Origin of the sequence: Pectobacterium actinidiae (assembly GCF_000803315.1) — a bacterium.
GTDB lineage: Bacteria > Pseudomonadota > Gammaproteobacteria > Enterobacterales > Enterobacteriaceae > Pectobacterium > Pectobacterium actinidiae.
In genome coordinates, this window is the sequence record NZ_JRMH01000002.1 from 125,592 (window position 1) to 137,602 (window position 12,011).

Sequence of the window (12,011 nt, forward strand, 5' to 3'; positions counted from 1 at the left end):
CGCGATCGCCATGATGCCACGGCAGAGGCATCATGGTGACAACCACATCAGTCTTTCAACGAGGAAACATAATCCCGACGCGGCTGCCCGGTATAAATCTGGCGTGGACGGTAGATGCTGATCTCTTCCTGCTTATGCATCTCATCCCAATGCGCAATCCAGCCGATCGTCCTGCCAACGGTGGAGATAACCGTAAACATCGACGGCGGCAGCCCCATCGCTTTAAGAATGACCGAAGTATAGAAATCGACGCTCGGGTAGAGTTTATTCTCCAGGAAATAGGCATCGGTCATGGCGATATGTTCCAGCTCCATCGCCACCTGCAACAGGCTGTCTTCCGTGCCAAGCTCATTGAGCACTTCATAACAGGTTTTGCGCAGAATCGCCGCGCGTGGATCGAAATGCTGGTAGACCGAATTACCGAACCCCATCAGGCGGAATGAATCACAGCGGTCTTTCGCACGTCGTACAAATTCAGGAACGCGATCAACCGTTTTAATCTCTTCCAGCATGCGCATACAGGCTTCATTCGCGCCACCGTGCAGCGGCCCCCACATCGATGCCAGCCCAGCCGCAATGCAGGCAAACGGGTTCGCACCGGAAGAACCCGATGCTCTGACCGCCATCGTAGACGGACACTGACCATGGTCGGCATGCAAAATCAGGATGCGGTTCATCGCCCGTTCCAGCACCGGATTCACTTCATATTTCTCCGCCGGAATCGAAAACAGCATGTGCAGGAAGTTGCCGGTATAGGAAAGTGAATTACGGGGATACACGGACGGCTGTTCGATGGAGTATTTGTAGCACATCGCCGCCAGCGTCGGCATTTTCGACAGCAGCCGCACCGCCGCCAGCTCGCGGTGTTCCGCGTTATGGATATCCAGGACATCGTGATAGAACGCGGCCAGCGCCCCCACCACCGCGCACATCAGCGCCATCGGATGGGAATCGCGACGAAAGCCGCTGAACATACGAGTAATTTGCTCATGAACCAACGTATGGCGAGTGATGTTGTCGGCAAATTTCGCATACGCTTGCGCCGAAGGCGCTTCGCCATGCAGCAGGATGTAACAGACTTCAGTAAAGTCACACTGCTCGGCAAGTTGCTCGACGGGGAAGCCACGATGCAGCAGCACGCTATTTACCGCATCAATATAGGTAATCGCCGACTCGCACCCTGCCGTATTGGCAAAACCGGGGTCATAGCTACACAGCCCATTTTCACCAAGCGGGCGAATATCCACCGCCGTTTTCCCCAGTACGCCGGAGCGCATATCCAGCGTGATATCCGCCTGCCCTTCTGCCGTCAACGTGGACGTTCTGACTGTCATGAACCGTTCTCCTGCCCAAATAATGATATTGTTCCCGTCCGCTTTCACGGGCTTTCTGGATAGGTCACCCCATGCGGCACTCAATGTAAAGCACGACTCAATTTACAACGACATAAAGCCAACCTATGTCATACGCTAAAATCGTGAGTGGGTTGCAAGAATCTGACGGAATATTGATGTAGGTAAATTTTGTTGCACTGAACAACGCGAGATCATCCGCGTTTTCCAGACGGCAGCGGCTGGCATTTTGCACGCTCAATCCGTATAACTGTCCCCACTTATTTAATTCACTTGATGACGATTGATATCAGACCCATGAATGATTCATTAAGCCACATCATCGCCAGCGAATTGCAGGCGCGTACGGAGCAGGTAGACGCGGCAGTCCGCCTGCTGGACGAAGGAAACACCGTCCCTTTTATCGCCCGTTACCGTAAAGAAGTGACCGGCGGGCTGGATGACACCCAACTACGCCAGCTCGAAACGCGACTCGGTTACCTGCGTGAACTCGAAGACCGACGCCAGACTATTCTGAAATCCATCGACGATCAGGGAAAATTAACCGCACAGCTCGCTACCGCCATAAAAGGCACGCTGAGCAAAACCGAGCTGGAAGACCTCTACCTGCCGTACAAACCTAAACGCCGCACGCGCGGGCAAATCGCGATCGAAGCCGGTCTGGAACCGCTGGCCGACAGCCTGTGGCAAGACCCGAGCCAGGAGCCGGAGCTGACGGCACAGGCTTATGTCGATGCCGAGAAAGGCGTAGCGGACGTGAAAGCCGCACTGGACGGCGCACGTTACATCCTGATGGAGCGTTTTGCCGAAGACGCCACGCTGCTGGCAAAAGTGCGTCACTATCTGTGGAAAAATGCCCATCTGGTTTCCCGCGTCGTAGAAGGGAAAGAGGAAGAAGGCGCGAAGTTCCGTGACTATTTTGATCACCACGAGCCGATTGCTCAGGTGCCGTCACACCGTGCGCTGGCGATGTTCCGTGGCCGTAACGAAGGCGTGCTGCAACTGGCGTTGAACGCCGATCCGCAGCATGAAGAAGCGCCGCGTGAGAGCTACTGCGAGCAGATTATTATCGACCACCTGAATCTGCGTTTAGGGAATGCCGCAGCAGACAGTTGGCGACGCGCCGTGATTAACTGGACGTGGCGCATTAAAGTGCTGCTGCACCTTGAAACTGAACTGATGGGCAGCGTGCGTGAAAAGGCCGAAGACGAAGCAATCAACGTCTTCGCCCGCAACATGCACGACCTGCTGATGGCCGCTCCAGCCGGCATGCGCGCCACGATGGGTCTCGATCCTGGCCTGCGTACTGGCGTAAAAGTTGCGGTAGTGGATGCCACCGGCAAGCTGGTCGCGACCGACACGATTTATCCGCATACCGGTCAGGCGGCCAAATCAGCACCAATCATCGCCGCGCTGTGCCTCAAGCATCAGGTGGAACTGGTGGCGATTGGCAACGGCACCGCCTCCCGTGAAACCGAGCGCTTCTTCCTCGACACGCAGAAGCAGTTCCCGGATATCAAAGCACAGAAAGTGATCGTCAGCGAAGCGGGCGCATCGGTGTACTCCGCGTCCGAGCTGGCCGCGCTGGAATTCCCCGATCTGGATGTCTCGCTGCGCGGGGCGGTGTCTATCGCCCGTCGTTTGCAGGATCCGCTGGCGGAACTGGTGAAGATCGATCCGAAATCCATCGGCGTGGGTCAGTATCAGCATGACGTAAGCCAAAGCCTGCTGGCGAAGAAGCTGGATGCGGTGGTTGAAGACTGTGTAAACGCCGTCGGCGTTGACCTGAACACCGCGTCCGTGGCGCTGTTAACACGTGTCGCCGGGCTAACGCGCATGATGGCGCAAAATATTGTGGCCTGGCGTGATGAGAATGGCCGTTTCCATAACCGCGAACAGTTGCTGAAAGTCAGCCGTCTGGGGCCAAAAGCCTTTGAACAGTGTGCGGGCTTCCTGCGCATCAACCACGGTGATAACCCGCTGGATGCCTCCACCGTTCACCCGGAAGCGTATCCGATTGTGGAGCGTATTCTGGCCGCGACTGAACAGGCGTTGCAGGAATTGATGGGGAATCCCAACGCGCTGCGTAACCTGAAACCGGCAGATTTCACCGACGAGCGTTTCGGCGTACCGACGGTGACCGACATCATCAAAGAGCTGGAAAAACCGGGTCGCGATCCACGCCCTGAGTTCAAAACCGCCAGCTTCGCCGACGGCGTGGAAACCTTAAACGATCTGCTGCCGGGCATGATTCTGGAAGGCGCAGTCACTAACGTCACCAACTTTGGCGCATTTGTGGATATCGGCGTCCATCAGGACGGTTTGGTACACATTTCGTCACTGGCCGATCATTTCGTCGACGATCCGCACAAGGTCGTGAAAGCGGGCGATATCGTCAAAGTGAAAGTGATGGAAGTGGATCTGCAACGTAAGCGTATCGCCCTGACCATGCGCCTTGATGAACAGCCGGGCGACACGGCATCACGTCGTGGCGGTGGCAATGCACGTGGCGATAGCAATTCATCACGTCAGCCAGCCGGTAAATCACGTCCTCGTCCCGCTAGCGCGCCTGTCGCAGGCAATAGCGCGATGGGCGATGCGCTGGCTGCCGCCTTTAAAAAGCGTTAATCATCTAATGCCGATCGTTTAAGCATCGAGATACACGGGGCGACCACAGGGGTGAGGCATCCCTGTGGGAACCTACCCTTGTGTTTCCCTAATAACAGGCTTCAGTGACCAGTATTAGCTCATCACCATTCTATTATTATTTAAAAGATGCCTGACCTTGTGAAAATAAGATCAGGCATCTTTCCTGCCAAAATATCGCCATTCTGTTTCCCTAATAAAACTACGTTTCATTTATATTGAAATATTCAACCCTTTCGAGATCGTTTTGTGATCTGTATCTAGGTAAATAAATTACCGTTGCGTTATTATTGTTCTATATAGGAAACCATAGTTTTATATATAGAACAAAAATGAATATATTCCAACAGCTCGAACACAGTAAAGCGCCAGCAGCCGTCCGTTTAGTGATGATTATTGACTACATCGCCAAACATGACGAAGCCAGCTTCACTGAGATTTGTACTGATTTATCTATCCCTAAAAGCAGCGTACATCATCTACTGGAAGTACTGGTGGTTACGCAATTATTACGTCAGCGTGCTGACGGCCGTTATGTTTTGGGGTTAAGACTGTTTGAGCTTGGCGGCTTGGTAATAAAGAATATTGATCTGCGTAAAGACACAATTAACTTTATGCATGAATTGGTCAAAGAGACGGAGTTGACCTGCCATCTGGGTATTATGGACGGCGACAATGGTTTCTTCCTGAGTAAAGTGGAATCACCCAAGGCCATCGTAAAAACATCCTGGGAAGGTAAGAAAATTGTATTTAACCGTATGTCTCTGGGAAAAGTGCTATTGGCCTGGCTACCACAGGAAAGAATTGACTCACTCATTGCCGATTGCACCTTCGAATATTTGACACCCCGGACGATTACCAACAAAGACGATTTTCTACAACACCTGAAAATCGTCAAGGAACAGGGCTGGGCCATAGACGATGGCGAAGATATAGAAGAAATCTGCTGCATGGCCGCGCCGATCTTTAATCAAAACGGTGAAGTCATCGCCGCTATCGGCGTTAACGGTATGCAGTCGCAATATGCTAATGGAAAAAAAGAAAAGCATCTGGCAAGCCTGATTAAAACCAGCAAAGCGATTACCGCGCATATTAACAGTAGGAATACTGATATTCGATAATATATTCCACGAAAATAACCAGAGTAAATGTTAACTTGTGAATAAAGTCATGGGCAAATCAGCGTGACGGATATATCACGGCATAATGACCTGTAAATGCTAATCCAGCATGACGGGAAGGCCACCTATAACCAAAAATAGGGGAATGGCCATAAATATCAAAAAAAGAATACTATTTATTATCAATTTTATAATGGGGACAACCATCTTCACTCGTTAATGAAATCGAATAACAACACTTCGGTGTTTTATTCCCCCTATTTATTACTTTATACAAATAACCCATCTGCTTTCACTGAAAGCGGGCTGAATATCTTTTTATTTTTAAATGAGGTCTGTTATGAAAATCAAACAAGCTATTGATAAAATCCCAGGGGGATTAATGCTGGTACCGCTCTTTTTGGGCGCGTTATGTAATACCTTTACGCCAGGGGCCGGAAAATATCTAGGCTCTTTCAGTAATGGCCTGATTACCGGCACAATCCCGATTCTGGCGGTATGGTTTTTCTGCATGGGTGCCTCCATTGAATTTAAAGCAACGGGAACGATGCTGAGAAAATCAGGCGTTCTGGTGGTCACCAAAATCGCCACCGCCTGGGTTGTGGCGCTGATCGCGGGCACATTCTTGCCGGGAGACGGCATCCAAAACGGTATGCTGGCTGGGATCTCCGTGCTGGCGCTGGTCGCAGCAATGGACATGACTAACGGTGGTTTATACGCTGCATTGATGAACCAATACGGTTCGAAAGAAGAAGCGGGCGCCTTCGTCTTGATGTCGCTGGAATCCGGCCCGTTGATGACCATGGTGATTCTGGGTGCCAGCGGTATCGCCACCTTTGAACCTCAGCTCTTTGTCGGTGCCGTCCTGCCTTTCCTGATTGGTTTTATACTGGGTAATCTCGACCCGGATCTGAGAAAACTGTTCGGTAATTCCGTACAAACGCTGATTCCTTTCTTCGCCTTTGCATTGGGCAACACCATTAATCTGGCAGTAATCCTCCAAACCGGCTTTGCGGGTATCTTCCTCGGCCTGCTGGTGATTGTTGTTACTGGTATCCCATTGATTCTGGCTGATAAATTTATCGGTGGTGGCAATGGAACCGCAGGCGTGGCCGCATCCAGCAGCGCAGGTGCCGCCGTTGCCACTCCCCTACTCATCGCAAATATGGCTCCAGAATTCGCGCCGGTCGCTCAACAGGCCACGGCGCTCGTCGCCACCAGCGTGATCGTGACATCAGTATTGGTGCCCATCATTACGGCATTATGGGCAAAACGCTTTTCACCTAAACACGCATAAGAAGGTAACGAAATGGACGTACGACAGAGTGTACACAGTGAACATGCGAAAACGCTTGATACCACCGAGCTGAGAAAGAAATTTCTCATTGAGCAGATCTTTACGCCAAACCACTACACCATGACTTACAGCCACATCGACCGTATTGTGGTGGGTGGAATCATGCCAGTGGATGGCGAGATAACGTTTGATGATGGTATCGGCAAGCAATTTGGCGTGAACTATTTTCTTGAGCGTCGCGAGCTGGGACTTATCAATATCGGCGGCCCGGCAAAAATTGTCATCGACGGTACAAGCTACGAGGTTGGCAATGAGGAAGCGCTCTACGTCGGAAAGGGAGCCAAAGCCTTAGCGTTCAGTAGCCTGGACAGCGCCAAGCCAGCGAAACTGTATTATAACAGCGCACCAGCACATGCCGTTTTCCCGACACGCATCATAACGCAGGATGACGCGATCAAAGCCCCGTTGGGCGATGTCAAAACCTGCAACAAACGGACAATTTGCAAATATCTGGTACCGGAAGTGGTGGAAACCTGCCAGTTGAGTATGGGATTAACGCGTCTGGCGGAAGGCAGTAACTGGAATTCCATGCCGACACATACCCATGAACGCAGAATGGAAGTGTACTTCTATTTTGACATGGCGGAAGACACCATTATTTTCCACATGATGGGCGAACCGCATGAAACGCGTCATCTGGTGATGCATAACGAGCAGGCGGTGATCTCCCCTAGCTGGTCGATTCACACTGGCGTCGGCACCAAAAACTATGCCTTTATCTGGGGCATGATCGGCGAAAATCTGACGTTTGACGATATGGATCATATCGCGATGTTGGACTTACGCTAATCCCCTCTCTGACGTTACGCCGATAGCGTTAGATGCAACAGGGTGAACCACGTTCACCCTGTTTCTTTATGTCGTGCCAGTCACACACTTTTGCTGCCAACGCGCTCACTATCATGGTGCAATTTAGCCGCCAACGCCCCCACACCGTGCACCACATCACAGGCTATTCGCAATTAATTAGCTGGCTAACAGACAAATAAACATTGGTATAGAAGTTGCTTTGTTCTTGCTTTCCCATTACAAAAACAAGGACCTGCCAATGCAACTCTCATCCATCGCCCGCACCATCACTGCCGCTTGCCTGATGCTGTCATCTCATGCACTGTTGGCCGATGACGCCAAACCTGGCGTCACGATATACGCAACCGGCGGCACCATCGCCGGAAAGGCAGAATCCAATACGGCGACGACAGGCTATCAGGCAGGTGCAATTGGCATTCAGGAGCTATTGAACGCCGTACCGGCTATCGGCGATGTCGCGACGGTGACGGGCGAGCAAATCGCTAACACCGCCAGTGGGAATATCGATCAAGCCATTTTGTTGAAGCTATCTAAAGCGATTAACAAACAGCTAGGCGATACAAATACACATGGCGTCGTCATTACTCACGGCACTGATACGCTGGAAGAGACCGCGTTCTTTTTGGATCTGACGGTAAAAAGCGAAAAGCCCGTCGTTATCGTCGGCGCAATGCGTCCCGCCACCGCCATCAGTGCTGACGGTTCGATGAACCTGCTGGAAGCCGTTACGCTGGCAACCAGCAAGAACGCAGAAAAACGCGGTGCAATGGTGCTGCTGAACGATCGTATCGGCTCCGCCTTCTACACGACCAAAACCAATGCCACGTCGTTGGATACTTTCAAAGCCAATGAACAGGGCTATCTGGGGGCATTCTACGGCGGCGTTCCGCGCTTCTTTTACCAGCCAGCCGCCCCCGAAAACAAACCGTTCTTTGACGTAAGCAGTAAGGAGACGCTGGCGAAGGTCGACATTCTCTATGGCTATCAGGATCAAGACAGTGGTCTGCTGAATGCCGCGATTGAACAGGGTGCAAAAGGTATCATTATCGCCGGTAGCGGTAACGGCTCTACGCCAACACGAATCAAAGAAGACATCAAGAAAGCGGTCGCTAAAGGCATCCCGGTAGTGATCAGCACACGCACTGGCAACGGCTATGTAACCGATAAGAAGAAAGATGGCGCTATCGGCAGCGGATTCTACAACCCGCAGAAAGCACGCATTCTGCTTTCGCTGGCGTTATCTAACGGCGACGACATCGAGAAAATCCGCACCTATTTCGAGCAGTAATCGCAGGGTAAACCGTCATAGTAAGGTATCCCTTCGTTCCAGTCGGTCGGGATACCTTTTCACAACAACGTACGTTTTCACTATGATCGCGTTAGTAATCCAGCTCAACCGGCACGGGATAGTCCTGCAACTTGGCGGCTCCGCCCAACGTCTCACGAATCGTGGCCGAATAGCGCGTGGTTTCCATGCCGCCGACAAGGTTATCCAGTTCGCTAAATGCAAAGCGTAATGAGCGATTGTACGCCCAGTCCTCCAATGAGGTCAGACGATACGTGAAGTACACCACCGTCAATTCCTGGTTCACGCGATCGATTTTCTCAATACGACTTACCTGCATACGGCCGTAGCACAGGTCACCATATTGACGCCAATTCTTCTCTCCTACAGGGGATAAACGGTATACTTTGCCTGTTCCTTCAGGCGTCTCGTGCGCCAACTTTGCTTCCACTAGCGCATTCAAACGTCCACTGTTCCAGGGGGAATCACCTTTAGGACTATGAACCGGCCACTGCTTCTCGCCCAGACACAGCGGCGGTTCTGCATCAAAAAACTCCTGTACGCGTTGCTGGTAATCCTGCTCACTAAGCTGTGCCAACGCACAGAGGGGGAACAACATCCCTGCTGCGATGAATACCGATATTTTCATTTTGCCAGCATCGCCTCATTCACTTCCTTGTAGGCCTCGTCCACCGATTGGTAGGTATTTTGTGTTACCACACGCTTGCGCTCCGACCATTCATAGAGCGGCACACCGGGATCGTCCCGTGAGGCTTTAAAGTCGTAAATCGTTAAAATAACCTTCGTGGGATCAAAAACGTTTTCCCCTTGCTTCCTCGCCGTAATCAGAAAGTAATGCTTTCCAGACACAAACAACCGATTATCCTGCACCAAAAAGTCCGCTGCGGCCGATAACCGGTAGTCGAACCAGGTAAACGTATTACTGTTGGCAACCGGCATAATACTGTGCCCGCCGTCTGGGCGTCGTACAAAGAAAGTCATGCCGAGATTGGTGTGCGAGGTATTGTTGTCAAACTGAGCGACGACGACATAATCCTTACCGCCGTCCTGATTGAGATCTACCCGATTGATGCCATCTTTTAACGTCACAGGGGATAGTGCGCCAGCCGTGCTGCTGATGGCACAGAGCGCCAGCCACCCTACGAATTTATTGACCATCAAGTGTCCTTACTAGTCGAAAACCAATATCCGGCATGAAAAAACCGGGCGTGTGCAGATCGCAGCTTGCCAGACTGTGAGTCCGTTCGAGATAACTTCCGCCGCAAAAGTAGTACATCGTTTTGCCGCCCTCCACCGCATAAGATTCATTCAGCCACTCGGACACATTGCCGCTCATATCGTAAAGCCCCAGAGCATTGGGGCGCTTCGAGGCCACAGGCACCGTGCCGAATGATTGAGAGTCAGAAGGAAAATGCGCCACACTGTCGGGCTGTTCGCTACCAGCATAGCGCTGTCCATACGTCCCCTGCGTCAGCGCCTTCTTTCCGCCTCTGGCTGCCACTTGCCATTCCGCCAGCGTTGGCAAACGGTAACCCGAAGCCTGCGGATTCTCACGTATGACTTTTTCACTGCCATCATCCGGCGCGTGCTTTAGCGTTTTGCCGTCTACTGTCAGATAGTAAGGCGGCAGCCGTTCCCGTTCACTCAGCGCATTAGCGAAAATCACCGCATCCCACCACGACACATTCGTGACAGGATGAAGGCCGCCGTCCTGTTCAGGCGGCAGGCAATCTTCAAAAGTGGCACCGTTACAACCACCGCTGAGCTTATAACCGTGCGCATCAGCCCACTCCAGCAAAGCATGGTATTGCTGATAGGTGATTTCCGTTTTCGTGATGGCAAAAGATGCAACAGACGTGTTGGTATGGGCGGCATAGTCCTCTGCTCCGAAGACCGACCCAACATAGAAATTGCCCCCTTTAACCACCACCTCATCGGGAACAGCATTCTCTGCTTGAGCCACTAAGAGGGGAAAGGCACAGAACAGCCCAACGATTAGCGTTTTCTTCAGCATGACGATACAGGTTCAATTTCGATGTTAGAAAGTGGCACGGAGCAGCAAGGCAGAATGTAACCATCAGCGATATCTTTACGCGAGATCCCACCCGAATGATCCATGTTGACGTTGCCGGATGTCAGACGCACTTTGCATACGCCACAGTAGCCGGAGGCACAACGATAAGGCAGTTCGACACCCGCTTCATAGGCTGAACTGAGCACGCTTTCATCCTCCGATATCGGAAAATCGATAGCACTATCGCGGATATGACAGTGAAATTTTGACATTACATCCCTCCCACGAGACGGCGCAGCAACTCCTTCTGCAAGAGTTTATTTTCCTTTTTGAAGGTTGCCGAGGCAACCGCGTTCTCTTCAATCCTGCGGAGTAAATAGGGCAACGACTTATCGAGTGGACCGTAAGGCAAGTATTTGCAAACGCGAAAACCGGTTTGCAGCAGCGAATAAGTAATATGATCGCCCAACCCGTAAAGCTGACCTACCCAGGTTCGCCCCGCCCGTAGCGACTCATTTTTCATAATCAATGCGAGGCTTTCCTCATTGTGCGTGGCAAAAAACGGGGCTATTCGATCTAAGCGTTGTGCAATATAGTCCACCGCCGCGTTATAACTACGATCGGTTTCCTGCTTGGTCGCAAAACAGCGTACGCCACCGTTCACGCGTTTCTCTTCTTCCAGATAAGCACCGCGCACGACTTTCACGCCCAGCAGGAAATTATCCTGACAGGCTTGCTGATAGCACTCATCAAGAAAACGCAGTTGATCCTTCAGATAAAATTGCAGCGTCAGCGTGATCACCGCGCTATCGCGATTAAACTCACGCATCATGTCCAGAACCAGACGATCTACCGCGGGCTGAATCGCGGTTTGCTCCGCGTCAACCATCACACGCACGCCATGGGAGCGGGCATAGTCGAATAGGTGTGAGAAACGCGCGACGATGCGTGACCACGCGCTAGCGGATATTTCATCCAGCGCTAATCCTTCGCTTAGCCGGGCATACACGGCAGCACTCCCCAGCGACGACGGTTTGATCACGACAAAAGGCAGGCTATCCGTCTGCTGCGACATCTCGATAAGGCGCAGTGTATTTTCCATCGCTTTATCGAACTGCGTCTCATCATTTTCCCCTTCCACGGCGTAGTCCAATACGCAAGCAATGCCAGAGCGGGCCAGAAAAGTTGCTGTACTCTGAACCTCTTCCAGCGTTTCTCCGCCAAAGTAAATGCTGTTAACCAGAGAGAAAAGGCGTCCCCGTGGCCGGGCAAGGCACTTTTTCAACGTAAAAAGCGACAGCCGACGTGTCAGCTTGTGTGTTAGCGTTGCTGTCGCACAGTATTTAAAAAACAAGGTCCTTGACGTGTAACGATTGTAGATAGCGTAAAGATCGTTAGGCATGAT

The 12,011-nt window shown here is 51.8% G+C and carries 11 protein-coding genes; 5 read left to right on the forward strand and 6 right to left on the reverse strand.

All coding sequences use genetic code 11. The features are described from left to right. Positions 1–47: 47 nt before the first annotated feature. Entirely contained in the window at positions 48–1,334 is a 1,287-nt protein-coding gene (locus KKH3_RS18145; RefSeq protein WP_039362908.1) for a citrate synthase, read from the reverse strand. A gap of 315 nt (positions 1,335–1,649) precedes the next feature. Between KKH3_RS18145 and KKH3_RS18150 the strand changes: the two genes are divergently transcribed. From KKH3_RS18150 to KKH3_RS18170, 5 genes are all read left to right on the forward strand, one after another. Beyond that, positions 1,650–3,980: a Tex family protein gene (locus KKH3_RS18150; protein WP_039362911.1), complete on the forward strand. Its 2,331-nt coding sequence runs from the start codon at positions 1,650–1,652 to the stop codon at positions 3,978–3,980. Positions 3,981–4,330: 350 nt separating this feature from the next. Continuing rightward, a complete protein-coding gene (locus tag KKH3_RS18155; RefSeq protein ID WP_039362914.1) occupies positions 4,331–5,119 on the forward strand; it encodes an IclR family transcriptional regulator in 789 nt (262 codons plus the stop codon). A 340-nt stretch (positions 5,120–5,459) separates the two neighbouring features. After that, the gene (gene kdgT / locus KKH3_RS18160) at positions 5,460–6,416 is read left to right on the forward strand and encodes a 2-keto-3-deoxygluconate transporter (protein WP_039362916.1); all 957 of its coding nucleotides are present in this window, start codon (positions 5,460–5,462) and stop codon (positions 6,414–6,416) included. A 12-nt stretch (positions 6,417–6,428) separates the two neighbouring features. Then, positions 6,429–7,265: a 5-dehydro-4-deoxy-D-glucuronate isomerase gene (gene kduI, locus KKH3_RS18165; RefSeq protein ID WP_039362919.1), complete on the forward strand. Its 837-nt coding sequence runs from the start codon at positions 6,429–6,431 to the stop codon at positions 7,263–7,265. A 259-nt stretch (positions 7,266–7,524) separates the two neighbouring features. Continuing rightward, the gene (locus KKH3_RS18170) at positions 7,525–8,574 is read left to right on the forward strand and encodes an asparaginase (RefSeq protein WP_039362923.1); all 1,050 of its coding nucleotides are present in this window, start codon (positions 7,525–7,527) and stop codon (positions 8,572–8,574) included. Between the two features lie 91 nt (positions 8,575–8,665). Here KKH3_RS18170 and KKH3_RS18175 read toward each other — a convergent pair whose 3' ends face one another. From KKH3_RS18175 to carD, 5 genes are read right to left on the reverse strand one after another with little or no spacing between them, the layout of a single operon-like run. Next, the gene (locus KKH3_RS18175) at positions 8,666–9,220 is read right to left on the reverse strand and encodes a hypothetical protein (RefSeq protein WP_039362926.1); all 555 of its coding nucleotides are present in this window, start codon (positions 9,218–9,220) and stop codon (positions 8,666–8,668) included. After that, the gene (locus tag KKH3_RS18180) at positions 9,217–9,750 is read right to left on the reverse strand and encodes a carbapenem self-resistance protein CarG family protein (RefSeq protein ID WP_039362929.1); all 534 of its coding nucleotides are present in this window, start codon (positions 9,748–9,750) and stop codon (positions 9,217–9,219) included. Before KKH3_RS18180 ends, KKH3_RS18175 begins: the two co-directional genes overlap by 4 nt. Beyond that, a complete protein-coding gene (locus KKH3_RS18185; RefSeq protein WP_234991539.1) occupies positions 9,740–10,606 on the reverse strand; it encodes a formylglycine-generating enzyme family protein in 867 nt (288 codons plus the stop codon). The genes KKH3_RS18180 and KKH3_RS18185 overlap by 11 nt, the downstream gene beginning before the upstream one ends. Next, positions 10,600–10,878, reverse strand: a complete 279-nt coding sequence (locus KKH3_RS18190; protein WP_039362932.1) for a 2Fe-2S iron-sulfur cluster-binding protein — start codon at positions 10,876–10,878, stop codon at positions 10,600–10,602. The genes KKH3_RS18185 and KKH3_RS18190 overlap by 7 nt, the downstream gene beginning before the upstream one ends. Further along, entirely contained in the window at positions 10,878–12,008 is a 1,131-nt protein-coding gene (carD, locus tag KKH3_RS18195) for a carbapenem biosynthesis protein CarD (RefSeq protein ID WP_039362934.1), read from the reverse strand. The genes KKH3_RS18190 and carD overlap by 1 nt, the downstream gene beginning before the upstream one ends. Positions 12,009–12,011: the final 3 nt, after the last annotated feature.

Coding starts and splice junctions, on each gene's coding strand:
- KKH3_RS18145 (WP_039362908.1), bottom strand. CDS start 1,334: ATGACAGTCAGAACGTCCACGTTGACGGCAGAAGGGCAGGCGGATATC.
- KKH3_RS18150 (WP_039362911.1), top strand. CDS start 1,650: ATGAATGATTCATTAAGCCACATCATCGCCAGCGAATTGCAGGCGCGT.
- KKH3_RS18155 (WP_039362914.1), top strand. CDS start 4,331: ATGAATATATTCCAACAGCTCGAACACAGTAAAGCGCCAGCAGCCGTC.
- kdgT (WP_039362916.1), top strand. CDS start 5,460: ATGAAAATCAAACAAGCTATTGATAAAATCCCAGGGGGATTAATGCTG.
- kduI (WP_039362919.1), top strand. CDS start 6,429: ATGGACGTACGACAGAGTGTACACAGTGAACATGCGAAAACGCTTGAT.
- KKH3_RS18170 (WP_039362923.1), top strand. CDS start 7,525: ATGCAACTCTCATCCATCGCCCGCACCATCACTGCCGCTTGCCTGATG.
- KKH3_RS18175 (WP_039362926.1), bottom strand. CDS start 9,220: ATGAAAATATCGGTATTCATCGCAGCAGGGATGTTGTTCCCCCTCTGT.
- KKH3_RS18180 (WP_039362929.1), bottom strand. CDS start 9,750: ATGGTCAATAAATTCGTAGGGTGGCTGGCGCTCTGTGCCATCAGCAGC.
- KKH3_RS18185 (WP_234991539.1), bottom strand. CDS start 10,606: ATGCTGAAGAAAACGCTAATCGTTGGGCTGTTCTGTGCCTTTCCCCTC.
- KKH3_RS18190 (WP_039362932.1), bottom strand. CDS start 10,878: ATGTCAAAATTTCACTGTCATATCCGCGATAGTGCTATCGATTTTCCG.
- carD (WP_039362934.1), bottom strand. CDS start 12,008: ATGCCTAACGATCTTTACGCTATCTACAATCGTTACACGTCAAGGACC.